This window comes from Pseudomonas sp. GW823-FHT01D03, from assembly GCF_058798255.1.
On the sequence record NZ_JBXAKK010000001.1, the window covers coordinates 1,385,342 to 1,407,763 of the forward strand.

Genomic DNA, 22,422 nt, shown 5'->3' on the forward strand with positions numbered 1-22,422 from the left:
CCGAACAGATGATGGCCAGGCCACTGGATGTGCTCCGCGAATCGCTGGAGCACGCGCAACGGATCAATGCGATGCAGCAGGTGCAGTGATGGCAGACGAAGAAAAGAAAGTGCAAACACCGGTGCTGATCACGGGCATCGATGAACTGTCGCCCAAACTCGGCGCCCTGCGAGTAAAGGTCGAGAGCTTCAAGAAAAATCTCGAACAGACCGGCCTCGGCAAACTGGATATCAGCGGTCTGTTCAAGGGCGGCAGCGTGATCACGCCGTTCGTGGACGGGATCAAATCTGCGGCAGCGTTTCAGGGCAAATTGACTGAAGTCAGCGAGACGGCGAAAACCGTCGACCTGCCTGCGGCGCCGAAAGTCGCTGCACAGAACATGAACGTGCTCAGTGCGTCGATGGAAAAGGTTTCCGCTGCTGTTGACGCGGCGCTGGTGCCGGCGGTCGGGGCGTTGGTGGTCGGGCTTGAGCCGATGATGACTCAGGTCGGCAGTCTGCTTGCCGACAACCCGCAACTGGTGGAAGGCCTGGCTGCGGCGGCCATCGCCTTCTCGGCGATGCAAACCGCAGTCACCGGCGCCACGCAAGTGTTCGATGTCATGAGCATGGTGCTCAAGACCAATCCGATCATGCTCATTGCCATGGGCATCGCGGTGGCGGCCGGTTTGATCTATGCCAACTGGACGCCGATCAGCGCGTTCTTCAAAGGCATGTGGGAAGGCGTGAAAAACATCGGTGCGAGTGCGATGGCGACGTTGCGCTCGATTCTTGACTGGCGACCACTGGATGCACTGGCGGCGCTGTGGTCACCGGTCGCGGGATTCTTCTCGGGCATGTGGGACGAGGTCAAAGCCGTCACTGCGCCGGTAATCGACTTCTTCAAATCGGTGTTCTCGTGGACGCCCGCCGGCATGATCCTGGAAAACTGGGCGCCGCTGACGGGGCTGTTTTCGGCGATCTGGGAACTGCTCAAGGCCTTGAGTGTGCCGGTGATGGCGTTCCTCCGAAACCTGTTCGACTTCTCGCCGATGCAGATGATCAACAGTGCGTGGGGTGGCGTTGTCAGGTTCTTCGAGCCGATGTTCAGCAGCCTGCGAAAAGTCGCGCAACCGGCTAAAGAGTTTCTGGTGTCGTTGTTCGATTTCTCGCCCATGCAGATGATCACCAGCGCGTGGGGCGGTGTTGTTGCGTACTTCCAGCCGCTGTGGACGACGCTGCAATCGGCTGTGCAAAGCACCCGGGATACATTGCGGGGACTGTTCGATTATTTCCCGATGGAAATGATCACCAGCGCCTGGGGTGGTGTCGTCGGGTACTTCGAACCGATCTGGACGGCACTGCAAACGTCAGTGCAGCGGGTCAAAGGCTTTTTCACCAGTCTGTTCGAGTGGTCGCCGCTGGAACAGATTGCGCAGTACTGGCAGCCGGTCGGCGACGTCTTTTCGGCGCTGTGGGATGTCGTGTTGGCGGCGTCTGCGCCGGTCGTGGACTTCCTGCACACGCTGTTCGAATGGAAACCTCTGGATCAGATCATCGAGAGCTGGGGGCCGATTGTCGGGTGGTTCGGCGAGTTGTGGCAAAAGCTGCAAACCGTCATCGCGCCGATCAAGGAGCTGTTCGACGGTGGTTTCGCCGGGTTGATCGCCAAGGTCACCGGCAAGGTTGAAACGCTGACCCAGGCGCAGCGCCAGACCAACGCCGAAGGCAAGGGTGAGCTGGCGCCGGCATTCTTTGGCGAGAGTCCCGCCCCTGCTGGAAACGGGGCGCTGCAAGGCGGATCGTTGCCGCAATCCTCCAGCGCCCTGATCCAGCAGAGCGCGGCCAACAACCGCACGCAACTCGAAGGCGGCCTGACCGTGCGCTTCGAAAATGCGCCGGCGGGGCTGCGCACCGATCAACCACAAACCAATCAACCGGGCCTGGCGCTGTCTTCGCGCATTGGCTATCGCTCGCTGTCGGCAGGAGGTTCCAATGAACTGGCGTGACCGTTTGTTGCCGGCATCGTTTCGCGGTGTCGGGTTCTGGATCGATCAGGCGAAAACCCCGGTCGGTCGCAAAGGTCAGTTGCACGAGTATCCGCAACGCGACCTGCCGTATTTCGAGGATCTCGGCCAGCAGGCCAAGACCCACGACCTCACGGCGTTCATCATCGGCGCCGATTGCCTGGAGCAGCGCGACAAGCTGCTCAAGGCCCTGGAGGCAGGCAGTGGTGAACTGGTGCATCCGTGGCTCGGACGCCTGCAAGTCAAGGTCGGCGAATGCGACATGACCCACACCCGCCAGGACGGCGGGCTGGTGACGTTCAGTCTGAAGTTCTATCCCGATCGACCGTTGCCGTTTCCGACCGCCACGGTCAGTACGCAAAAAATCCTCTTGGCCAAGGCTGACACGCTGTTGGGTTCGGCGGTGGCGCGCTTCGAGCAGGCGATGACGTTGATCAAGGCCGCACGGATCGGCATCGCCAATCTGCGCAACAGCCTGACCGGGGTCTACGAGGTGATCAAGGAGCAACTCAAACCGCTGATCGAGCAGTATCGGCAGATCACCGAACTGGTCAAAGCGGTCAAGGAATTGCCCAAGGAAGTCGCGGCGGAGTTCAAGGGCTTGCTCGGCGATATCAAGGAACTGAAGGAATTCGCGAAGGAGGGCTACCGTGGCGTGATTGCCGACGTGTCCCAACAACTCGAAGCCATCCGCAAGGCTGATGCGCCGAAGATCACCACAGGCAAGGACACCAACGCGGCGGCGCAAGCCATGGCCGATCTGGTGCAGGACACAGTGCTGGTGAAAGTGGCGCAATGGGTAGCGTCGATGCCGGTGGCGACAAGCCCGGTGAAACTGTCATCGACACCTACGGTAGGGCAGCAGGCGACAAGTCCGGTGACCCGCCAGGAAGTACCGGTCAGTGACGACATGCAGGCACTGCGAGAGGCCGTGGCGGTGGCGATCAATCCGATGCTGGACAAGGCCGGCCCGGTGCACTATCAGGCCATCAGCGATGTGAAAGAGGCGCTGATTGCGCACCTCAAGGCCGTGGCATCGTCGGGTGTACGGCAAGTCAGCAAGTCGTTCCAGGAAAGCTTTCCGGCACTGGTGGTGGCCTACAAGTACCTTGGCGATGCGACGCGAGTCACGGAAATCACTCAACGCAACGGGATTACCCATCCCGGTTTCTCACCCAACGAAGTGAAAGTCTCCGGGGAGTAAACCATGAGCGAGATAGACAACCGCGTCACGCTGACCGTCGACAACATGGAATACGGCGGCTGGAAAAGTGTGGAAATCACGGCTGATCTGGAGCGTCAGTTTCGCACCTTCAAACTCGACATCACCTGGCAGTGGCCGGGGCAGACGGTGGACAAACCGATCAAACCGGGCGATCCGTGCGAAGTGAAGATCGGCCAGGACCTGGTGCTCACCGGTTATGTGTTCAAGGCGCCGATCAGCTACGACGGACGCCAGATCAGCCTGACCATCGAGGGCAGTTCCTGTACTCAGGATCTGGTGGACTGTGCCGCAATCAACCGTCCTAACCAGTGGAAAGACCAGCCGATGCTGGGCATCGTCGAGGCTTTGGCGTCGACTTACAAGGTCAAGGTGGTCAGCGAGATTGCCGAAACCACGCGATTGGGCAGCTACACCCTGGTGCCGGGGGAAACGGTGTTTCAATCGATCGATCGTCTGCTTTCGCTGTTTCGGGTGTTCTCCACCGACGATGCGTCAGGACGGCTGGTACTGGCCAGACCCGGCAGCGCTGGCCGGGCCAGTGATGCACTGGAGCTGGGCAAGAATATTCTCTCGGCCAATGCGCCGATGGATTACAGCCAGGTGTTCTCTGAATACCGGGTCATTGGCCAGCAGAAAGGCAACGATCAGAAAAGCGGCGCGGCGGTCAGCGAGATTGAATCGATCGCCACGGATCTGGGCTACAAGCGCCGCCGCGTCACCGTGATCAACGAGGGCCTGCAGATCAATCCTGATCTGTCGCTCAAACGGGCGCTCTGGGAAAGCGCCACGCGCGTTGGTCGGGCGCAGACCACCACCTATCAGGTGCAGGGCTGGCGCCAGACCAATGGCGATCTGTGGCGCCACAACACGCTGGTGAAGGTCAAGGATCCGGTGCTCGGCTTCGACGGCGACATGCTGATCTCCAAAGTGACGTATTCGCTGTCGGCGCAAGGCTCGGTGACCACCCTGCAAGTGGCGCCGCCGCAGACCTTTGATCCCGATCCCACACCCCCGAAAAAAACCTGAGCCTGACACCCATCCCCTGTGGGAGCGCTTGCTCGCGAAAGCGTCGGCAGCTCCAACATCCCATTGACTGACCCACCGCTTTCGCGAGCAAGCCCGCTTCCACATGTTGTTCGTGTCGGGTCTGCTCTCTGAGGACATTTCATGAGCCTACTGACACGCCTGCTGGCGCGCGGCACTGTCGTGCTCGCCCATTCGGCATCCAAGCTGCAATCGCTGCAAATGCGCCTCACCGCCGGTGAAGTGAACGACGACCTGGAGCACTTCGAACCCTACGGTTTCACCAGCAACCCGCTGGCCGGCGCCGAAGGCATCGTCACGTTTCTCGGCGGTGACCGTTCTCACGCCATCGCCCTGGTGGTCGCCGATCGCCGCTATCGCCTGCAGTCGCTGGCCTCGGGCGAAGTGGCGATCTACACCGACGAAGGCGACAGGATTCACTTCAAGCGCGGGCGAATCATCGACATCGAAACCGCCACCCTGAACATCCGCGCCAGCAGCGCGGTGAACTTCGACACGCCGGTGATCAACCAGACCGGCAAGATCGTTTCCACCGGCGATCAACTCGCCGGTGGCATCAGCCAGATCAAACACGTGCACGTCGGCGTGCAGGCCGGCAGCGGCCAGACCGGTGCGCCGGCAGGAGGCCAATGATGTTTATCAGCCAGAACCTCCACGCCGCACTGACCCGCGCCGTGCTCATCAGCCTGTTCACCTGGCGCCGCGCCGCCGATGACGACGCCCTCGACGACGATGAGCGCTTCGGCTGGTGGGGCGACAGCTTTCCCAGCGTCGCCGACGATCGCATCGGTTCGCGGCTGTGGCTTTTGCGTCGGGTCAAGCTGACCCGACAGACCCAGATGGACGCCGAGTTCTATGCCCGCGAAGCCCTGCAATGGCTGATCGACGACGGCCACTGCAGCGCCATCGACATCATCAGCGAACGCCTCGACGCCCAGCGCCTGAACCTGCGCACGGTCTTGACCCTGGCCGACGGCGAACGTCTGGACATCAACCCCGATAACAGTTGGCAGGTGATCTATGCCGTTTGAAACCCCTTCGCTGCCGGTGCTGATCAAGCGCACCCAAAGCGACCTGGCCGGCGATTCGCTGCGCCAGTCCGATGCGCAAGTGTTGGCCCGCACCCTCGGTGGCGCCGCGTATGGTCTGTACGGTTATCTCGACTGGATTGCCGAGCAGATCCTGCCGGACAAGGCCGACGAATCGACCCTGGAACGCATCGCCGCGCTGCGCCTGAACCAGCCACGCAAACCGGCGCAAGTCGCCACCGGCAGCGTCAGTTTTACCGCGACCGCCGGTGCGGTGCTTGATGTCGACACGCTGTTGCAAGCGAGCGATGGCCGTACCTACAAGGTCACCACCGCGCGCACCACCGTCAATGGCAGCAATACCACCACCATCGCGGCGCTCGATGCTGGCAGCCTGGGCAATGCCGATGGCGGTCTGGCACTGAACCCGGTGCAGCCGATCGCCGGCGTGGTCGGCAACAGTTTTGTGGTGCTCGCGCCCGGCCTCAGTGGCGGCGTGGCGCGAGAAAGCCTGGAGTCGTTGCGCTCGCGGGTGATCCGCTCTTATCGCGTGATCCCCCACGGCGGTTCGGCCAGCGACTACGAGACCTGGGCGCTGGAAGTACCGGGTGTGACGCGGGCCTGGTGCCGCGGTGGTTTCCTTGGGCCGGGTACGGTGACGGTGTTCATCATGCGTGATGAAGACCCGCAACCGGTGCCTAACGACGAACAACTGGCGGAGGTTCAGGAGTACATCGAACCGCTGCGTCCGGTGACGGCGGAAGTGCACGTGCAGCGGCCGATTCAGGTGCCGGTGGTGTACCGCTTCAAGAGCGTCAATCCAGACACCACTGCGGTGCGCGCCGCCGTTGAAGCGCAGTTGCGCGACCTGCACAACCGCGAGGCCGACCTCGGTGTACCGCTGCTGATCAGCCATATCCGCGAAGCCATCAGCAGCGCCGGTGGTGAGTACGACCACACGCTGACCGCACCGGCCGCTGATGTGCCTGCCGGGCAAAGCGAACTGCTGACCTTCGGAGGCTGCGTATGGGGGGCATAAGAACCGCCGCGCAATATCAGGCGCAGCTGCGCGCGTTGCTGCCCAGCGGCCCGGCGTGGGACCCGGAGCGCGTTCCGGAACTCGAGGAAGTGCTGCAAGGCGTCGCCGTCGAACTGGCGCGCCTCGATGCCCGCGCTGCAGACCTGCTCAACGAGATGGATCCGGCGGGCGTCAGCGAACTGGTGCCGGACTGGGAGCGAGTGATGGAGCTGCCCGACCCGTGCCTGGGCGCCACACCGCTGTTCGACGACCGCCGCCTCGCCGTACGCCGACGCTTGCTCGCGGTCGGCAGCCAGGCTGTCGGCTATTACCTCGACATCGCCAAAAGCCAGGGCTACCCCAACGCCAGCATCACCGAACACGAAGCCCCCCGTATGGGCCGCGCGCGTTTCGGCGCAGCGCACTGGGGCACCTGGGAAGCGCAATTTATGTGGACCCTCAACACCGGCGGCCGCCTGCTGCTCGGCCGGCGTTACGGCGCGAGTTACTGGGGCGAGCGCTTCGGCGTCAACCCGGGCTCGGCGCTGGAGTGCCTGATCCACCGCAGTGCGCCGGCGCATACCAAGGTGCACATCAATTATGACTAGGGAGGAATGACGGGATGGATTATCCGAAAAGTGTGCCCAGCGCCGGTCTGGTGAATGGGAAATTTGTCGATGAGGACGCCATCAACGGCACTCCGGGCTCTTTGATTCCTGCTGCGTGGGGCAATGGCGTGACAGAAGAGATCGTCAATGTCATCAAGGCAGCTGCCATCGTGCCGGACGAACAGAATCACGCCCAGCTGCAGCAGGCGATTACAAAAAGCATCAGCGACCGGTTGCCTGGACAGGCGAGCGAAACCGCTGCCGGAGTGATGAAAGTCGCGACTCAGGATCAGGTGGGGACTGGTGTTGATGACACGGTGGCAGTGACCCCGAAAAAGCTCAAGCTCGGGTTCAGTCTGGCTAACAGTGGAGGCACCGGGTACCTCGCTTTTCCGTCCTGGATGGGCGGCTTGATTATTCAGTGGGGGTGGATCAATAGCGCCACCACTGATGTGATCACCACGCTTCCGGTGAGCTTCAATTCAAACTTTTTTCGGGTGATGGTCTGCAACGATTACACGGCGGCGTCCGGATCGATCGGCTATATCGCGGCCAGCACCCGGAGTTTGTCCACTATTGTTTCCCGGGGATCTAGCGCGTCTCTGGGCGCGCAATACATCGCCATAGGCAAGTAGGTCATTCATGAAAATTTATTGGAGTCCCTCGGTTCAGGGTTTTTTTGATTCTCGTGTCAATTCGACGATTCCCAAAGATGCCGTCGAAATCTCGCCGTCGCACCGCAACGAGTTGATCGAAGGGTGCAAGCGCAATCAGGTAATTGTGTGTCGCGCCAATGGCTTCCCCATTCTGGCCGATGCACCGCACGCTACGCCGGCAGAGGCCACGATCACCGAGCGTCAGTGGCGTGATGCGCAATTGAGCGAAACAGACCCTCTGGTTGCACGGCACCGCGACGAACTGGAAAACGTGCAAGACACCACGCTGTCCGCCGAGCAATTCACAGCGTTGCAGCAGTATCGCCGCAACCTGCGCAACTGGCCCTCATCGGCGCAGTTTCCCGCCGTTGCACAACGCCCAGTGCTGTCGCTCGCAGGCGACGTTGTGGTGAAAAAGCCCCGGGCAAGGACGCGGGCCAAATCGTGATGCATGACGCAGCGTTGAGGAGTCGGATAAATGGATTATCCGAAAAAGTGTGCCCAGTCCCGGGCGGATGCACGGCAAATTTGCCGATGAGAATCCGCTGACCGGCACGCCGGTGTCCATCTGCTGGATCTAGCACCCAAGCCCACTTCACCGTGGGCTTTTTATTTTCAGAAAACAGACCGCCGCTGGCTCGTACTCGCGATCGCCACGACGCGGTTCATTTGTTATTTCAGAGGAACGAGAAACCTATGGATTATCCAAAAAGCGTCCCCAGCGTCGGTCTGGTCGATGGCCGCTTTGTCGATGAAAACCCGGTCGCCGGCACACCGGGTTCGTTGATTCCGGCGGTGTGGGGCAACAGCGTGACTCAGGAGATCCTGAGTGTGATTAGCGGTGGCGGGTTGGTGCCGTCCGAGGCGGATACCGGGCAGGTGTTCAAGGCGATTCAGTCGATTGTCGGCAGAGCGAGCCCGATGCGTTCGGTCATCACCCGACTGGCCGCATCGAAAACCCTGACCGAGGCCGAGCTTGGCCTGGTGCTGATCGACGGCAGCCCGGGGCCAGTGACCTTGCTGCTGCCACCAGCCAACGCCGCCCTCGGTGTGCGCGACGTGATTATTCGGCGGGTGGACAACAGCGGCAATCGCATGGTCATCCAGGCGTCAGGTACTGACGGGATTCGTTTTCACACCCATCTGTCGGCCAGCGGTTATCCATTCTTCGTCTTGATGGGCGGCGGTGACTGGTGGCATTTGCGCAGTGATGGGGCCGGGAGCTGGTGGCCGGTAGGTCGTTTTGACAACACCCCGTTGGGGCGGCCGTTTTTCGAGACGACCCTGATGCTCAGTCCCGGTGGATACGGTGCATTGAATGGCACCGTGATGAAACGCGCGGAATGGCCGTGGCTGTGGGATCACGCCCAGCAGTCAGGAATGTTGGGAGCCGAAGCCTTACGCGTAGGCACCGAGGGGAAATGGACCACGGGTGACGGTGCGACGACCTTTCGTGGCCCTGAAGGGCGAGGGGAGTTCCTGCGGGTTCTGGATGAAGGTCGTGGTGTGGATGCCGGGCGTGCGATGGGCACTTTTCAGACTGGATCGACGCATTCGTATGCGCAAGGTGCCAATGGCGGAGGCGCTGTTGGCGCGTACTGGTCAGATAGCCTGACCAACTTTGGCGCGGATACCCGGGAAGAACCGCAATACGTTACGGGATTGATCAATGGTGGTCCGACTTTCCCCGTGAATACCACTTACCAGAGGGATACCGCAGCAACATTGCTCTACGCCTTCAAATCCCGCCCGCGCAACATCGCCTATCCCGGCCGCATCAAACTCATCTGAGGCACTTTATGTTCAATTATCTATTTGATGGCTCGGGCGCTCTGTCCGGGCCCGTCGAGTTCATTGTCACGCCGGGCATTGGCATCCAGTTACCCGGTAATGCTGTTGAGCTGGCGTACGAATTGCCTGAGCCGGAGCCCGGCCGTAGCTGGGCACTGATCAAGGGCGTACCGCGTGAGGTGATCGATCGCCGTGGCGTGGTTTATCGCAAGGAAGGCGGTGCGCAACAGATCTGGACCGAACTGGGTGAGTTGCCGGACGCCCTGACCGCACAGCCATGGCCAGGTGAATTCCACATCTGGCGCGACAACGCCTGGGTGCTGGATGAGCAGGCTCGTTTGGCGAGCGTCAGACAGCAATGTCTCGGCCAGCGCGATGCACTGCTGCGCGATGCCGTCCTGCGCATCGCGCCGCTGCAATACGCCGAGGATATTGGCGATGCCAACCATGACGAACAACTGCTGCTGATCGAATGGAAGCTCTACAGCGTCGAGCTGAATCGCATCGAAAAGCAGGTCGGATTCCCCGACGAAATTACCTGGCCGGTCGCGCCCGGCGCAGCCGTAGCCGACTGATTTCAGCACAGGGAGCAGTGCAATGGATTATCCAAAAAGTATTCCCGGCGTTGGCTTGGTCAACGGCAGCTTCGTCGATGAAAACCCGATCGCCGGTTCCCCGGGATCGTTGATCCCGGCCGCGTGGGGTAACAGTGTCACGCAGGAAATTCTTAATGTAGTGCAAGCGGCTGGCATGACGCCGAATGAGTCATCCAATAATCAGTTACTCGGTGCGCTGCGCAGTCCGACGCTGTTCAACACCGCACCGCAGTTTGATAGCGGACGCTCGGCGGCAACTGCGGAATTTGTGCAGCGAGCGTTGGGCAGTTGTGCGAGTGCCCGCGGGATATCCGCAGCGACTCAGTTGACGCTGGCCGATGTCGGATCCTCGATTGGTCTGGGCGGCACAGCGGCTTATACCGTGACGCTCCCGGATGCAGCCTCGGCGCCGAATGGCGCGACGATCAGCCTGCATTGCCGCAACGCAGGCTCGGTCATAGTGGCCAGCAAAACCGGCTCACAAATCAGCCCTCAAGGGGCTTACGTGGCGTCGATCGTGATGAACGCCGGTGAGAGTGCGAATTTCGTCAGAGAGTCTGGTGTTTGGGTGGTTTACGGCACGGCAGCGTTGAAGTATTGCGCCTCATACGGCGCTCAATTCACCACGCCGGGTTATCAGAAATTCCCCAGCGGATTGATCCTGCAGTGGGTCGTCGGTGCCTCAGACACCAATGGCAATATGACGCTTTCACTGCCGATCAAGTTTCCGTCGGCCATTTTGGGTGGCGTCGCCAATGAGGCGAATCCGGCAGGCTGGAGTGCCGGAAATGCGACCGTCTGGGCGTTTGATCTGGGTGTATCGACCACCACTCAGGTGGTGGCGCGGGTTCGCAACATTGACTCTACGGGGATCAAGCCATCGACGGGAATTTCGGGTCGCATTCTGGTTTGGGGAGTTTGACCATGGCTGTTTACTTTTACGCACAAACCCTTGGATTTGACCGGGTTGAAAATCCTGGACCCGAACTTCCAGAAGGCGCAGTGGAAATCACTCAGGCCCAATACATTGAGCTATTCGCCGGGCAGGCCGCAGGCAAAGTCATCAGCGCCACTGCCACAGGTCAGCCAATCCTTAGCGAACCGCTAGTCTTTCCAGTGGCGCTGATTGCCCTTGAGCGCGACTGGCGCAATAACGTACTGCAGAGCACTCAATGGCTGGTTCTTCGCGATGCAGAGGAACTGGAAATGGGCGAGGGCACCACCCTGCGCAGCGAAGAATTCAAACAACTGCTGGCCTATCGGCAGGCGCTGCGCGACTGGCCCAACAATCCAGACTTCCCGGATGCCCGTTCGCGTCCGATCGAGCCCGATTGGCTGGAAGACTTGCTACAGACCAATGGCTGAGCGATTTGCTCATCGGCCGAGGATAAATAAATATGGATTACCCAAAAAGCATCCCGGGCTCAGGCCTGGTCGACGGAAAATTTGTCGATGAAGATGCCATTGCCGGCACGCCGGGATCGCTGATCCCGGCGAGCTGGGGCAACAGCGTCACCCAGGAGATTCTCGGCGCGATTACGGCGGCTGGTTTGAAACCTGATGAAGCACAAACCGATCAGTTGGCGCAGGCGATCCGCCAATTATCGAAGCCTGATCCACTGCAGCAATTTCCGGCGCAGGTGTATCGCCGGAATGTGCTTATCAATGGCGGCTTCGATATCTGGCAGCGCGGAACGACCAACCAAGGCCCCAATATTGGTGGGTATGTAGCCGATCGTTTTCGTTGCGATTGGAATGGCAATGCGGGCGTCGCCATCTCTCAGCAGAGTTTCGCGCCTGGTCAAAGCGAAGTCGCCGACGAACCGCAGTTTTTTCTGCGCTGGCAACAGACCCAGGCAGGAACCGCCGCCACCGTCCACAGGGTTTCTCAGGCTGTGGAATCGGTTCGAACCCTGGCGGGGAAAACTGCCACCGTCACCTTCTGGGCGCGTTCCGATGCAGCCCGACCATTAAGAGTGTCGGTGATCCAGAACTTCGGTTCTGCAGGTTCCGAATCCGTTGAGAAAACCGTCGACGTTTTCCAGCTGGGCACGTCGTGGAAGAAGTTCAGCGCAACGTTTCGTCTGTCGGGCATTGCCGGGAAGATGCTGGGCGCCAACAACTTCCTGAGGCTTGCGTTCGACCTGCCGTTGAACGTGCTGCAGACCGTGGATCTGGCGCAGATTCAGCTGGAAGAAGGGCCGGTATCCACACCTTTCGAATATCGGCCGGTGGCTGAAGAGCTGATGCTTTGCCAGCGCTATTTCGAGAAGTCCTTCGCCACTTGGTTGCCGGTACGGGCAAACAATGGCTCTGGCACCTGCATTTCATCATTCACCCAAGCGGCACCTGCCAATAGCGGTCAATTCGCGATGACTGTGGGCATGTTGGTGCAAAAGAGAGTCTTGCCCACTGTCGTCATGTACTGCCCAGGCAATACCGGCAATCAGGTATGGAATCAGACCGTGGGCGCATGCACCGGCAGCATTGTGCAGGGCTCGACAGAGCGCGCCATTTCGTTTGCCACCGTTACACCGGTTGGCAGTTTGCCAGGTCAAACCTTGCAGATCGAATGGACTGCTGACGCCGAACTTTAGGAGAAACCATGAGCTATCAATTGACCACCAACGGCGTTCTTCGTCTGAGCGATTCAGCATTCGTCCCGCAGGATCCTGCCAATCGCGACTGGCTTGAGTATCAGGAGTGGTTGGCATCGGGCGGTCAGGTTATGACCCTGAATGAAGCACTCGAAGAATCTGTACCGAACAACACCCTGACAACTCTGGCAAAAAAATGGCTGGGGGGCGTTGTCCGCCAACCATGATTCAATCGGAGCCTCCAGGGAGGAACACGCATCATGCAAATAACTGAAGACAACCTTAAAACCATCATGCCCAACGCCCGCTCCCAAGCGGGCGTTTTTGTTTCTGCACTTAACAACGCAATGATTCGCCACCATATCGACTCGCCAAAACGCATCGCCGCGTTCCTGGCGCAAATCGGTCATGAGTCGGGGCAACTGCAATACGTGCGCGAACTGGGCAACAACCAGTACCTGAGCAAATACGACACTGGCACGTTGGCGTTACGTCTGGGCAACACACCCGAGGCCGACGGCGACGGGCAGAAATACCGTGGTCGCGGGCTGATCCAGATCACCGGGCGCAGCAATTATCGGCAGTGCAGCCTCGGCCTGTTCGGCGACGAGCGCTTGCTGTCCTTGCCGGAGTTGCTTGAGCAACCGCAATGGGCAGCCGAGTCTGCCGCCTGGTTCTGGGAACAGAACGGCCTGAACGATCTGGCCGATCGCGACCAGTTCAACAGCATCACCCGCCGAATCAACGGCGGGTTGAATGGCCTGCAGGATCGGCTGGATATCTGGGCGCGGGCGAGGGCGGTGCTATGTCCGTTTCCTGGCGCGTAGTCGGCGCTTTGTTGCTGGCTTTGGGGAGCGCTGCGCTGGCCTGGCAGTTTCAGGACTGGCGCTACGGGCGACAACTCGCGGAGCAGGCGCGGTTAAACGCCGACACTCTCAATCAGCTGAATGTGGCCGCAGCCAGCGCGCAGCAGGTCGAGCAGGATAAACGTCTGGCCCTTGAGCAACGCCTCGCGGCCAGTGAACAAACCCACTATCGAGCACTCAGTGATGCCCAACGTGATCAGGATCGCCTGCGCGATCGTCTTGCCACTGCTGATCTGCGGCTGTCAGTCCTCATCGACGCCGGCGATGCTGCCCCAGGCTGCGGGGTGCCAGCCACCGCCGACCCCGGCGGCGTGGATCATGCAGCCGTACGCGCCCGACTTGACCCGGCGCATGCTCAACGAATTATCGCCATTACCGACACCGGTGACCGCGGACTGATTGCCTTGCAGGCGTGTCAGGCCTATGTCAGAGCGCTGGCGCCCGAACATTTTGAATGAGTCTGTGTATTGAAAGCGCAACCGGCTCGTGTACGGTGGTGGTCATTCCACCCGATCCGGAGCGCACCGTGAAAGAGATCACTCAACTGGCTGCCGAGCTTGGCCGACGTTTGCAGTTACTCAACGCCCACGTCACCACGGCGGAGTCGTGTACCGGTGGCGGGATTGCCGAAGCGATCACGCGGATTCCCGGGAGCTCGGCGTGGTTCGAGGCCGGTTACGTGACCTACTCCAACCGGCAGAAGACCCAGCAATTGAATGTACCCGCCGAATTGTTCGGCACGGTGGGCGCGGTCAGTCGCGAAGTCGTCGAGTCGATGGTGCGTGGTGCACAGAAGCACAGCCTGGCGCGGTTTGCCGTGGCAGTCAGCGGCGTGGCAGGTCCCGACGGCGGCACACCGAACAAGCCGGTGGGCACGGTGTGGCTGGCCTGGGGCGTGGGCGATGCTGTTTCCAGCGAGGTTCAGCACTTCTCGGGCAACCGTGATGAAGTGCGCCGACAAACGGTGAAGGCCGCGCTAGAGGGGCTGTTGCGACTAGCGGCACGAGAAATCGAAAATCAGGGGTAGGCGATCCGCGAACGCTGTGGAATAATACTGGCTACTTATACAGGTGTTGGCCGTCAGGCCTTATTGATTACGTGAGGACTTTAATGGACGACAACAAGAAGAAAGCCTTGGCTGCGGCCCTGGGTCAGATCGAACGTCAATTCGGCAAGGGTGCCGTAATGCGTATGGGCGATCAGGACCGTCAGGCGATCCCGGCTATCTCCACCGGCTCTCTGGGTCTGGACATCGCACTCGGCATCGGCGGTCTGCCAAAAGGCCGTATCGTTGAAATCTACGGTCCTGAATCTTCCGGTAAAACCACACTGACACTGTCCGTGATCGCCCAGGCGCAAAAAGCCGGCGCGACCTGCGCATTCGTCGACGCCGAACACGCCCTCGACCCTGAGTACGCCGGCAAGCTGGGCGTCAACGTCGACGACCTGCTGGTTTCCCAGCCAGATACCGGCGAACAGGCACTGGAAATCACCGACATGCTGGTGCGCTCCAACGCAGTAGACGTGATCATCGTCGACTCCGTGGCGGCACTGGTACCGAAGGCTGAAATCGAAGGCGAAATGGGTGACATGCACGTGGGCCTGCAAGCCCGTCTGATGTCCCAGGCGCTGCGTAAAATTACCGGTAACATCAAGAACGCCAACTGCCTGGTGATCTTCATCAACCAGATCCGTATGAAGATCGGCGTGATGTTCGGCAGCCCGGAAACCACCACCGGTGGTAACGCGCTGAAGTTCTACGCCTCGGTCCGTCTCGACATCCGCCGTACCGGCGCGGTGAAGGAAGGCGACGAAGTGGTTGGCAGCGAAACCCGCGTCAAGGTTGTGAAGAACAAGGTGGCGTCGCCGTTCCGTCAGGCCGAGTTCCAGATCCTTTACGGCAAGGGCATCTACCTCAATGGCGAGATGATCGACCTGGGCGTGCTGCACGGTTTCGTCGAGAAATCCGGCGCCTGGTATGCCTATGAAGGCACCAAGATCGGTCAGGGCAAGGCCAACTCGGCCAAGTTCCTGGCAGACAACCCGGAAGTCGCTGCCAAGCTCGAGAAGCAGCTGCGTGACAAACTGCTGTCGCCAGCGGTGATCGCCGATTCCAAGGCTTCTGCGGTCAAAGAGACCGAAGACGACCTGGCCGACGCTGATATCTGATCGCAGCGATGACCACCGCTGTACTCGATACCCTCGTCGCGGTGCGGCGAACTGCCATGGACCTGCTCGCTCGACGCGAGCATGGTCGAGTCGAGCTGACGCGCAAACTGCGTCAGCGCGGCGCTGAGGCGGAAATGATCGAAACAGCCCTCGACCGGTTGACGGAAGAGGGACTGCTTTCCGAAGCCCGTTACCTTGAAAGCTTTGTTTCCTACCGTGCCCGCTCCGGCTATGGCCCTTTGCGCATTCGCGAAGAGCTGGGTCAGCGTGGTTTGCAACGCGCCGATATCGAACTCGCCCTGCGTGAAAGCGGTATCGACTGGCAGGAGCAGCTTCGCGAGACGTGGCAACGCAAGTTCTCCGGACACTTGCCGATTGACGCCAAGGAACGCGCCAAACAAGGCCGCTTCCTCGCCTATCGGGGGTTTTCGATGGAGATGATCAACCGCTTGTTCAGCGGCAGAGGCATGGACGATTAAATCGGTTTAAAAAACGGCCCGCTATGAAAATAGCGGGCCGTTTTTTTTGCCTTCAACTTACCTTTGATGGCTCACGTGCACGTTGGGCGGTCTGCGGTTTGGTTTGAACCCAGTTTTCCGGGAGGTTGATGTAATCCACCAGCTCCCTGAGACGGCCATGATTTCGGGCATTGAACGCGAAGGCCAGCCGCACCAAGTGGCTGTACTGCGCTTCGTCATGTTCCTCGCCGCTGTAAGCGTGTTGATGGAACTGGTCGCTCAGGCACAGATCGGCGAAAGCCTCCTGCATATGCGCCATCGCCACGTCGCTGAGCTTGTGATGCATGCGAATCACGAACTGACGCTTGAGCCAGCGACTGGAGTGGAAGTTGCTGTAGAACTGGTTGATCTGCTCCACGGCTTCATCGACGTTATAGACCAGACGCATCAATTTCAGGTCGGTGGGCAGAATGTAACGGTTTTCTTCAAGTTGCTGGCGAATGAAATCCAGCGCGCCTTGCCAGAAGGTGCCGCCCGGCGCATCCAGCAACACCACCGGCACCAACGGGCTTTTACCGGTCTGGATCAGCGTCAGTACTTCCAGTGCCTCGTCCAGGGTACCGAACCCGCCAGGGCACAGCACCAGCGCATCGGCTTCCTTGACGAAGAACAGTTTGCGGGTGAAGAAGAAGTGGAACGGCAGCAGATTGCCGGTGCCGTCTACGGTCGGGTTGGCATGTTGTTCGAAGGGCAGGGTGATGTTGAACCCGAGGCTGTGGTCACGCCCGGCGCCTTCGTGCGCGGCAGCCATGATTCCGCCACCAGCTCCGGTGATGACCATCATGTTCGAGCGTGTCAGGGCTGCGCCGAGCTCTCGGGCCATTGCATACAGGGGGTGCTCGACCGGCGTGCGCGCCGAGCCGAATACGGTGACTTTGCGTCGTCCCTTGAATTGTTCCAGCACTCGGAACGCCTGCTCCAGTTCGCGCAGGGCCTGCAGGGTGATCTTGGCGTTCCAGCGGTTGTGATCTTCCTGGGCCATGCGCAGCACGGTCAGGATCATGTCGCGATAAATCGGCAGATTCGGGCTGTTGGGGGAAATCTGCTTGAGCTGTTCTTCGACCTTGCTGATGAGGTCGGGGCCGCTTTCCTGAAAATGACGGCTGAGCAGGTCATTGGGTTGGTAAGGCATTCAACGTCTCCTTCTGCACAGAGCGGGTGGCCCTGACGTGCGGCGTCAGTGCCGCGCTGCAAAAAAAACACACACTCGGCAGCTCCTTTTTCTGCCGTGAACAGGTGATCGGGAATACTTTGAATCTAGACCCTCGCGAGCCATTGCGCTGAATTGATCTTTACGCCGCGCAGGCTTTCCTGGCAACCGTTGCAGGTTGACTGGCAATGAGTGTTCACCACTCGTCCGAAGGTACGCCGTAGAGCAATCACTCTGATTTACTAACCTACAGGCACTGTACGACAGCTTCGAGTCAGCAACCGTACGCAGGGTGCGCGCTTTTCAAGGATTCGCGGGTAGCAGGCAAGGAGGCGGGAGAGATGGCCAGAGTGGTTCTGGAGATCGATACGCAGCTGTATCGGATGCTGAAAGCGGCAGCCGAGACCAATCAAGTGAGTCTCGAAGAGGAGTGCTGCCGTCGGTTGGCAGGCGGAGAACGACGGTCTCGCTACTTGCAGGCCCTGGTGGCCGAATTGCGCGCCGAAGATGAACAACGGCGCGCCAATACTCGATGATTACTTCTTTTTCACCGGGGCAGCTTTCGGGCAATCGGAATCCTGATAGCTGGCCGAACCGATGGCCTTGTTGGTTTTATATTCACTGAAGTCGTAGCGCATGACCGCGCCCTTGGCCATCAGCTTGCGGTACGACGGGTTATTGCACACCGAAGCACCCAACTGGAAATACACGGCTTTTGGGTCAGCGCGCATCTTTTCGGCGTGGCTGGCCTGCACGCTCAGGTGGTTGATCAGAGTAACGCCCTCAACGGTGTAGCCCTGATCGAGAATGTCTTCGTTGATCGCCCGTGGCGTGCCGACGCTGCTTTGTGCGGCGATGTTGCGCAGTTCGCGGTTCAGATTCTGCTCTTTCAGGGACGCCGCTTGTGCGCTGAAGGACAACGCCAGTGCGATGGCCGCGGTAGGAACGATAAGGCGCAGCATGAAACTCTCCTGATTCAGTGACTGGTGGTTCGACCAGCCCTGTGGCTGTGCGTTCAGTGGCGCCGGATTATAGGGGAGCCGGTCGGGGCGGTACAGGTTTGCGCTCGCCGCTCTGGTAAACTGCCGGCCTTTATTGCCTTGCCGAGTGCTGTGCGTGTCGAGTTTTCCTGCCATAAGGCGTTGCCCGTGATCCATCATGCCCCCAACGCCGTAGCCCGCTTGCGTGACCAGCGCGAGGACGAAGGTATCAAGCCGATTCAGGCCCGAGGTTTTCGCTCCGAGCGTTGCCGCGATTGCCGGGTGATCATCAGCCATTGTCTGTGCGCCTGGCGACCGACGGTCGAAACCCGCTCCGGCGTGTGCCTGATCATGACCGGCAAGGAAGTCTTCAAACCCAGCAACACCGGCTGGCTGATTGCCGATGTGGTGCGTGACAACCATGCCTTCATCTGGTCGCGCACTGAACCCGACCCGCAGATGCTGGCGTTGCTCAATGATCCGCAATGGCAGCCGTACCTGGTATTTCCCGGCGAATACGTCGAACCGGCACGCGTGACCAACACTGTCGCTCTCGATAACGGCAAACGTCCGTTGTTCATTCTGCTGGATGCGACCTGGACCGAAGCGCGCAAGATCTTCCGCAAGAGTCCGTACTTCGACCGCTTGCCGATTCTCAGCCTGCTGCCCGACAGACTCTCGCGCTATCGCCTGCGCCGTTCCACCCGCAGCGAGCACCTGTGCACCGCCGAAGTCGCGGCGTTGTGTCTGGAACTGGCCGGGGACAGCGACGCAGCGTCGGCACTGGACGCTTACTTCGATGTGTTCAGCCAGCATTATCTGGGCGCCAAACAACAGTTGCCGCTCAACGAGTCGACCCCGGCCCACGCCGAGCTGTTGCCTTATATACGAAAGCCGCAAGCCGTGTTGGCCCGATAGTGGCCCATACTTCACCCAGCGGCGGCCGTGCAGCTTGACCACCCCGGCTACGCTGGGCATGCTTGGCGCCGATTGGGGTGCGGCCAAGGTTTGAAACGCCGTGTTTGCTCGTGATTGGCGTTGAACGTGCCCCTGTGGATAGCGCTGTGCGGCGGTATCTTGAGTTGTTTTGGCGAGGCTCGAATGCGTCGGGTCTGCCATCAAAAACAGGATCATTTGAACAATGGCCACATACGACATCCTGATTGCCGATGATCACCCTCTGTTTCGTAGCGCGCTGCATCAAGCGGTGACCTTGGGCCTTGGCCCGGATGTGCGACTGGTGGAGGTGGCGAGCATCGCCGAGCTGGAAGCGCGCCTGACCGAAAAATCCGACTGGGATCTGGTTCTGCTGGACCTGAACATGCCCGGAGCTTTCGGTTTTTCCGGTCTGGTCATGCTGCGCGGGCAGTACCCGCAGATTCCGGTGGTGATGGTTTCGGCCCAGGAAGAAGCTTCGGTCATGGTCAAGTCCCGGGAGTTCGGCGCCAGCGGCTTCATTCCCAAGTCCAGCGACCTGAACGTGATTCAGCAAGCCGTGCGCAAGGTGCTTGATGGCGATGTGTTCTGGCCCCCGCAGGCGTTCGAAGCCGTCAGTGTCTCCGATGAAGCCAAAGCCGCCAGCGACGGCCTGGCCAGTCTCACCCCGCAGCAGTTCCGCGTACTGACCATGGTCTGTGAAGGCCTGCTGAACAAGCAGATTGCCTACGAGTTGAGCGTGTCCGAAGCGACCATCAAGGCCCACGTCACGGCGATCTTTCGCAAGTTGAATGTGCGCACCCGGACGCAGGCGGCATTACTTCTGCAACAACTTGAGTCAATTCCGAGCCAATAAAGGCTGGCGTCTTCACGCTTTTTTGACTTTTGTTGCTCTAGCTTTCCCACTCCTTTCTGGTTGGTTTTTACGTTATGTCACCTTTCAAGGGCCAGACCGGCCTGAAACGCATCCTCAACGCTTCCGGTTACTCGCTGGACGGCCTGCGCGCAGCCTTCACCGGCGAAGCCGCATTTCGCCAACTGGTGCTGCTCAATGTGGTGCTGATTCCGCTGACGTTCTTCCTGAATGTCAGCCGTGTCGAGCAGGCCTTGTTGATCGCCGTGTGCCTGCTGGCGCTGATCGTCGAGTTGCTGAACTCGGCGGTAGAAGCGGCCATCGATCGCATTTCTCTGGAACTGCACCCGCTGTCGAAGAACGCCAAAGACATGGGCAGTGCCGCGCAATTCGTGGCCCTGAGCATGATTGCCCTGGTGTGGGCGGTCATTCTGCTTTAAGCGATACTGGGCAAGACGATCTCGTCGCTGCGTTGCACCCCGGCGGTGAAAGCGCGGCACAGCTCGAGAAACTCGCGCATGGCAGAGGTCTGGTATTTCTGCTTGTGCCAGATGAAGTAGAACTGCCGGGACAGATCCAGATCCGGCGTTTCCACCGCCACCAGGCTGCCGCGCCGAAATGCATCACGCAATGCCAGCCGTGAGATGCAGCCAATCCCCAGCCCTGATTCCACCGCGCGTTTGATCGCTTCGGTGTGTTCCAGCTCCAGACGGATATTCAGCGCACTGCGATGGTGCCGCATGGCCTGATCAAAGGTCAGGCGCGTGCCGGAACCCTGTTCACGCAGGATCCACGCCTCGTGCGTCAACTCTTCCATGGTCGCGCTGCCGCGTTTGGCCAGTGGGTGCTGCGGCGCGCAAAACACCACCAGTTCATCTTCCACCCAGCTCTGCACTTCGATGTCCGGATGGCTGCAGTCGCCTTCGATTAGACCCAGATCAATTTCGTAATGAGCGACTTGATGCACGATATTGGCAGTGTTCTGTACATGCAGCTTCACCTGGCTCTCCGGATGGCGTTGCATGAAACCGCCGATCAACAGGGTCGCCAGGTAATTGCCGATGGTCAGGGTGGCACCCACCGACAGTGAGCCGAAACCGGATTTGCCGTTGAGCAGGTCTTCGATTTCCTTGGATTGATCAAGCAGGGCCACCGCTTGCGGCAGCAGCTGTTTGCCGAGGGCGTTGAGGCTCAGCCGTTTGCCGGCGCGATCGAACAGCTGGCAGCTGGACTGGCGCTCCAGTTCGGTGATCGAGGTGCTTGCCGCCGATTGCGAGAGGTTGAGCAGACCCGCAGCACGGGATACGCTCTCCTGCTGGGCGACGGCGACGAAGACTTGCAGTTGACGAAGAGTAAATCGCATATCGATATAACCGATAACCCTTATCTTAATAATCCAGTTAACAGATATTGTCGTCGCTATTAGAATGCGATGCAATTGCGCACTGTCGGCCGCAAAGGCGAGCGCAGACCCAATATCCAGGAGTCCCACGTACATGAGCAACATGAACCACGAGCGTGTCCTCAGTGTTCACCACTGGAACGACACTCTGTTCAGCTTCAAGTGCACCCGCGATCCGGGCCTGCGCTTCGAGAACGGTCAGTTCGTGATGATCGGCCTGCAACAGCCCAACGGCCGCCCGCTTATGCGCGCTTACTCGATTGCCAGCCCGAACTGGGAAGAGCATCTCGAGTTCTTCAGCATCAAAGTGCCTGATGGTCCGCTGACTTCGCAGTTGCAGCACCTGAAGGAAGGCGACGAGATCATCATCTCGAAGAAGCCTACCGGCACCCTGGTGCTCGACGACCTGAACCCGGGCAAGCATCTGTATCTGCTGAGCACCGGCACCGGTCTGGCGCCGTTCATGAGCGTCATTCAGGATCCGGAAACCTATGAGCGCTTTGAAAAAGTGATCCTGGTGCACGGCGTGCGTTACGTCAACGAAGTCGCCTACCGCGAATTCATCACCGAGCACCTGCCGCAGAACGAGTTCTTCGGTGAAGCGCTGCGTGACAAACTGATCTACTACCCGACCGTGACCCGCGAGCCGTTCGAGAACCAGGGTCGTCTGACCGACCTGATGCGCAGCGGCAAGCTGTTCAGCGACATCGGTCTGCCACCGATCAACCCGCAGGACGACCGCGCGATGATCTGCGGCAGCCCGAGCATGCTCGACGAGACCAGCGAAGTGCTCGACAGCTTCGGCCTGAAGATCTCGGCGCGGATGCGCGAGCCGGGTGATTACTTGATCGAGCGTGCGTTCGTCGAGAAGTAAGGAACAAAATGTAGGAGTGAGCCTGCTCGCGATAGGGCCGTGTCAGTCGGTATCAATCTTGACTGACCCAACGCAATCGCGAGCAGGCTCACTCCTACAGAAAAGC

Annotated in this window: 28 protein-coding genes; 25 read left to right on the forward strand and 3 right to left on the reverse strand. The window is 59.8% G+C overall.

The window, feature by feature from the left end; all coding sequences use genetic code 11:
- The first annotated feature begins 88 nt into the window (after positions 1–88).
- From AC1RBR_RS06070 to recX, 20 genes are all read left to right on the forward strand, one after another.
- Entirely contained in the window at positions 89–1,987 is a 1,899-nt protein-coding gene (locus AC1RBR_RS06070; protein WP_492563444.1) for a phage tail protein, read from the forward strand.
- Positions 1,974–3,209 (forward strand): DNA circularization protein, encoded by a 1,236-nt coding sequence (locus tag AC1RBR_RS06075; protein ID WP_115986290.1) that lies wholly within the window; start codon positions 1,974–1,976, stop codon positions 3,207–3,209. Before AC1RBR_RS06070 ends, AC1RBR_RS06075 begins: the two co-directional genes overlap by 14 nt.
- 3 nt (positions 3,210–3,212) lie before the next feature.
- Positions 3,213–4,256, forward strand: coding sequence for a phage baseplate assembly protein (locus AC1RBR_RS06080; protein ID WP_204895014.1), 1,044 nt, complete (start codon positions 3,213–3,215; stop codon positions 4,254–4,256).
- A 141-nt stretch (positions 4,257–4,397) separates the two neighbouring features.
- Positions 4,398–4,907 carry a phage baseplate assembly protein V gene (locus AC1RBR_RS06085; protein ID WP_166496580.1) on the forward strand — a complete coding sequence of 170 codons (510 nt, stop codon included), beginning with the start codon at positions 4,398–4,400 and terminating at the stop codon, positions 4,905–4,907.
- Positions 4,907–5,305 (forward strand): phage GP46 family protein, encoded by a 399-nt coding sequence (locus AC1RBR_RS06090; RefSeq protein WP_131671888.1) that lies wholly within the window; start codon positions 4,907–4,909, stop codon positions 5,303–5,305. Before AC1RBR_RS06085 ends, AC1RBR_RS06090 begins: the two co-directional genes overlap by 1 nt.
- On the forward strand, positions 5,295–6,341 hold the full coding sequence (locus AC1RBR_RS06095) for a baseplate J/gp47 family protein (protein ID WP_492563448.1): 1,047 nt from the start codon (positions 5,295–5,297) through the stop codon (positions 6,339–6,341). Before AC1RBR_RS06090 ends, AC1RBR_RS06095 begins: the two co-directional genes overlap by 11 nt.
- Positions 6,329–6,928, forward strand: a complete 600-nt coding sequence (locus AC1RBR_RS06100; protein WP_003222238.1) for a YmfQ family protein — start codon at positions 6,329–6,331, stop codon at positions 6,926–6,928. The genes AC1RBR_RS06095 and AC1RBR_RS06100 overlap by 13 nt, the downstream gene beginning before the upstream one ends.
- Positions 6,929–6,942: 14 nt before the next feature.
- The gene (locus AC1RBR_RS06105; protein ID WP_492563450.1) at positions 6,943–7,563 is read left to right on the forward strand and encodes a gp53-like domain-containing protein; all 621 of its coding nucleotides are present in this window, start codon (positions 6,943–6,945) and stop codon (positions 7,561–7,563) included.
- A 7-nt stretch (positions 7,564–7,570) separates the two neighbouring features.
- Complete coding sequence (locus AC1RBR_RS06110; RefSeq protein WP_492563452.1) at positions 7,571–8,032, forward strand: phage tail assembly chaperone; 462 nt, start codon at positions 7,571–7,573, stop codon at positions 8,030–8,032.
- A gap of 248 nt (positions 8,033–8,280) precedes the next feature.
- On the forward strand, positions 8,281–9,375 hold the full coding sequence (locus AC1RBR_RS06115) for a phage tail protein (RefSeq protein WP_492563454.1): 1,095 nt from the start codon (positions 8,281–8,283) through the stop codon (positions 9,373–9,375).
- Between the two features lie 8 nt (positions 9,376–9,383).
- Positions 9,384–9,950 carry a tail fiber assembly protein gene (locus AC1RBR_RS06120; protein WP_492563455.1) on the forward strand — a complete coding sequence of 189 codons (567 nt, stop codon included), beginning with the start codon at positions 9,384–9,386 and terminating at the stop codon, positions 9,948–9,950.
- A 22-nt stretch (positions 9,951–9,972) separates the two neighbouring features.
- Positions 9,973–10,893 carry a gp53-like domain-containing protein gene (locus AC1RBR_RS06125; RefSeq protein ID WP_492563456.1) on the forward strand — a complete coding sequence of 307 codons (921 nt, stop codon included), beginning with the start codon at positions 9,973–9,975 and terminating at the stop codon, positions 10,891–10,893.
- Between the two features lie 2 nt (positions 10,894–10,895).
- Positions 10,896–11,336, forward strand: coding sequence for a phage tail assembly chaperone (locus AC1RBR_RS06130; RefSeq protein ID WP_492563457.1), 441 nt, complete (start codon positions 10,896–10,898; stop codon positions 11,334–11,336).
- Positions 11,337–11,368: 32 nt separating this feature from the next.
- A complete protein-coding gene (locus AC1RBR_RS06135; protein ID WP_027611080.1) occupies positions 11,369–12,568 on the forward strand; it encodes a carbohydrate binding domain-containing protein in 1,200 nt (399 codons plus the stop codon).
- A gap of 8 nt (positions 12,569–12,576) precedes the next feature.
- On the forward strand, positions 12,577–12,795 hold the full coding sequence (locus AC1RBR_RS06140) for a hypothetical protein (RefSeq protein WP_492563459.1): 219 nt from the start codon (positions 12,577–12,579) through the stop codon (positions 12,793–12,795).
- A gap of 33 nt (positions 12,796–12,828) precedes the next feature.
- A complete protein-coding gene (locus AC1RBR_RS06145) occupies positions 12,829–13,395 on the forward strand; it encodes a glycoside hydrolase family 19 protein (protein ID WP_492563461.1) in 567 nt (188 codons plus the stop codon).
- Positions 13,374–13,892, forward strand: coding sequence for a lysis system i-spanin subunit Rz (locus AC1RBR_RS06150; RefSeq protein WP_492563462.1), 519 nt, complete (start codon positions 13,374–13,376; stop codon positions 13,890–13,892). Before AC1RBR_RS06145 ends, AC1RBR_RS06150 begins: the two co-directional genes overlap by 22 nt.
- 68 nt (positions 13,893–13,960) lie before the next feature.
- On the forward strand, positions 13,961–14,461 hold the full coding sequence (locus tag AC1RBR_RS06155) for a CinA family protein (RefSeq protein WP_095138620.1): 501 nt from the start codon (positions 13,961–13,963) through the stop codon (positions 14,459–14,461).
- Between the two features lie 83 nt (positions 14,462–14,544).
- A complete protein-coding gene (gene recA / locus AC1RBR_RS06160; RefSeq protein WP_003222269.1) occupies positions 14,545–15,603 on the forward strand; it encodes a recombinase RecA in 1,059 nt (352 codons plus the stop codon).
- 8 nt (positions 15,604–15,611) lie between these two features.
- Positions 15,612–16,082 carry a recombination regulator RecX gene (gene recX / locus AC1RBR_RS06165; RefSeq protein ID WP_003222270.1) on the forward strand — a complete coding sequence of 157 codons (471 nt, stop codon included), beginning with the start codon at positions 15,612–15,614 and terminating at the stop codon, positions 16,080–16,082.
- Positions 16,083–16,134: 52 nt separating this feature from the next.
- On the opposite strand, the gene AC1RBR_RS06170 is transcribed toward recX, so the two are convergent.
- On the reverse strand, positions 16,135–17,253 hold the full coding sequence (locus tag AC1RBR_RS06170) for an LOG family protein (protein WP_492563463.1): 1,119 nt from the start codon (positions 17,251–17,253) through the stop codon (positions 16,135–16,137).
- Between the two features lie 359 nt (positions 17,254–17,612).
- On the opposite strand from AC1RBR_RS06170, the gene AC1RBR_RS06175 reads away from it, so the two are divergent.
- Positions 17,613–17,807 (forward strand): hypothetical protein, encoded by a 195-nt coding sequence (locus AC1RBR_RS06175; protein ID WP_095138412.1) that lies wholly within the window; start codon positions 17,613–17,615, stop codon positions 17,805–17,807.
- On the opposite strand, the gene AC1RBR_RS06180 is transcribed toward AC1RBR_RS06175, so the two are convergent.
- The gene (locus AC1RBR_RS06180; RefSeq protein WP_492563465.1) at positions 17,808–18,233 is read right to left on the reverse strand and encodes a PA3611 family quorum-sensing-regulated virulence factor; all 426 of its coding nucleotides are present in this window, start codon (positions 18,231–18,233) and stop codon (positions 17,808–17,810) included.
- A gap of 189 nt (positions 18,234–18,422) precedes the next feature.
- On the opposite strand from AC1RBR_RS06180, the gene AC1RBR_RS06185 reads away from it, so the two are divergent.
- The 3 genes from AC1RBR_RS06185 to AC1RBR_RS06195 all read left to right on the forward strand — a co-directional run bounded on the left by AC1RBR_RS06185 (position 18,423) and on the right by AC1RBR_RS06195 (position 20,480).
- Positions 18,423–19,169: a tRNA-uridine aminocarboxypropyltransferase gene (locus tag AC1RBR_RS06185; protein WP_178083321.1), complete on the forward strand. Its 747-nt coding sequence runs from the start codon at positions 18,423–18,425 to the stop codon at positions 19,167–19,169.
- Between the two features lie 223 nt (positions 19,170–19,392).
- A complete protein-coding gene (gene erdR, locus AC1RBR_RS06190; protein ID WP_027611090.1) occupies positions 19,393–20,043 on the forward strand; it encodes a response regulator transcription factor ErdR in 651 nt (216 codons plus the stop codon).
- A gap of 74 nt (positions 20,044–20,117) precedes the next feature.
- Positions 20,118–20,480 (forward strand): diacylglycerol kinase, encoded by a 363-nt coding sequence (locus AC1RBR_RS06195; protein ID WP_003222276.1) that lies wholly within the window; start codon positions 20,118–20,120, stop codon positions 20,478–20,480.
- Here AC1RBR_RS06195 and AC1RBR_RS06200 read toward each other — a convergent pair.
- The gene (locus AC1RBR_RS06200) at positions 20,477–21,403 is read right to left on the reverse strand and encodes a LysR family transcriptional regulator (protein ID WP_045122319.1); all 927 of its coding nucleotides are present in this window, start codon (positions 21,401–21,403) and stop codon (positions 20,477–20,479) included. The two genes, AC1RBR_RS06195 and AC1RBR_RS06200, sit on opposite strands and share 4 nt — an antisense overlap.
- 133 nt (positions 21,404–21,536) lie before the next feature.
- Here AC1RBR_RS06200 and fpr point away from each other — a divergent pair, with 133 nt between their 5' ends.
- Positions 21,537–22,316 carry a ferredoxin-NADP reductase gene (gene fpr / locus AC1RBR_RS06205; RefSeq protein ID WP_003222277.1) on the forward strand — a complete coding sequence of 260 codons (780 nt, stop codon included), beginning with the start codon at positions 21,537–21,539 and terminating at the stop codon, positions 22,314–22,316.
- The last annotated feature ends 106 nt before the right edge of the window (positions 22,317–22,422 follow it).

Coding starts and splice junctions, on each gene's coding strand:
- AC1RBR_RS06100 (WP_003222238.1), top strand. CDS start 6,329: ATGGGGGGCATAAGAACCGCCGCGCAATATCAGGCGCAGCTGCGCGCG.
- AC1RBR_RS06140 (WP_492563459.1), top strand. CDS start 12,577: ATGAGCTATCAATTGACCACCAACGGCGTTCTTCGTCTGAGCGATTCA.
- AC1RBR_RS06180 (WP_492563465.1), bottom strand. CDS start 18,233: ATGCTGCGCCTTATCGTTCCTACCGCGGCCATCGCACTGGCGTTGTCC.
- AC1RBR_RS06075 (WP_115986290.1), top strand. CDS start 1,974: ATGAACTGGCGTGACCGTTTGTTGCCGGCATCGTTTCGCGGTGTCGGG.
- fpr (WP_003222277.1), top strand. CDS start 21,537: ATGAGCAACATGAACCACGAGCGTGTCCTCAGTGTTCACCACTGGAAC.
- AC1RBR_RS06150 (WP_492563462.1), top strand. CDS start 13,374: ATGTCCGTTTCCTGGCGCGTAGTCGGCGCTTTGTTGCTGGCTTTGGGG.
- AC1RBR_RS06125 (WP_492563456.1), top strand. CDS start 9,973: ATGGATTATCCAAAAAGTATTCCCGGCGTTGGCTTGGTCAACGGCAGC.
- AC1RBR_RS06080 (WP_204895014.1), top strand. CDS start 3,213: ATGAGCGAGATAGACAACCGCGTCACGCTGACCGTCGACAACATGGAA.
- recX (WP_003222270.1), top strand. CDS start 15,612: ATGACCACCGCTGTACTCGATACCCTCGTCGCGGTGCGGCGAACTGCC.
- AC1RBR_RS06095 (WP_492563448.1), top strand. CDS start 5,295: ATGCCGTTTGAAACCCCTTCGCTGCCGGTGCTGATCAAGCGCACCCAA.
- AC1RBR_RS06195 (WP_003222276.1), top strand. CDS start 20,118: ATGTCACCTTTCAAGGGCCAGACCGGCCTGAAACGCATCCTCAACGCT.
- AC1RBR_RS06130 (WP_492563457.1), top strand. CDS start 10,896: ATGGCTGTTTACTTTTACGCACAAACCCTTGGATTTGACCGGGTTGAA.
- AC1RBR_RS06175 (WP_095138412.1), top strand. CDS start 17,613: ATGGCCAGAGTGGTTCTGGAGATCGATACGCAGCTGTATCGGATGCTG.
- AC1RBR_RS06110 (WP_492563452.1), top strand. CDS start 7,571: ATGAAAATTTATTGGAGTCCCTCGGTTCAGGGTTTTTTTGATTCTCGT.
- AC1RBR_RS06085 (WP_166496580.1), top strand. CDS start 4,398: ATGAGCCTACTGACACGCCTGCTGGCGCGCGGCACTGTCGTGCTCGCC.
- AC1RBR_RS06170 (WP_492563463.1), bottom strand. CDS start 17,253: ATGCCTTACCAACCCAATGACCTGCTCAGCCGTCATTTTCAGGAAAGC.
- AC1RBR_RS06200 (WP_045122319.1), bottom strand. CDS start 21,403: ATGCGATTTACTCTTCGTCAACTGCAAGTCTTCGTCGCCGTCGCCCAG.
- AC1RBR_RS06090 (WP_131671888.1), top strand. CDS start 4,907: ATGTTTATCAGCCAGAACCTCCACGCCGCACTGACCCGCGCCGTGCTC.
- AC1RBR_RS06115 (WP_492563454.1), top strand. CDS start 8,281: ATGGATTATCCAAAAAGCGTCCCCAGCGTCGGTCTGGTCGATGGCCGC.
- AC1RBR_RS06135 (WP_027611080.1), top strand. CDS start 11,369: ATGGATTACCCAAAAAGCATCCCGGGCTCAGGCCTGGTCGACGGAAAA.
- AC1RBR_RS06145 (WP_492563461.1), top strand. CDS start 12,829: ATGCAAATAACTGAAGACAACCTTAAAACCATCATGCCCAACGCCCGC.
- recA (WP_003222269.1), top strand. CDS start 14,545: ATGGACGACAACAAGAAGAAAGCCTTGGCTGCGGCCCTGGGTCAGATC.
- AC1RBR_RS06070 (WP_492563444.1), top strand. CDS start 89: ATGGCAGACGAAGAAAAGAAAGTGCAAACACCGGTGCTGATCACGGGC.
- AC1RBR_RS06105 (WP_492563450.1), top strand. CDS start 6,943: ATGGATTATCCGAAAAGTGTGCCCAGCGCCGGTCTGGTGAATGGGAAA.
- erdR (WP_027611090.1), top strand. CDS start 19,393: ATGGCCACATACGACATCCTGATTGCCGATGATCACCCTCTGTTTCGT.
- AC1RBR_RS06120 (WP_492563455.1), top strand. CDS start 9,384: ATGTTCAATTATCTATTTGATGGCTCGGGCGCTCTGTCCGGGCCCGTC.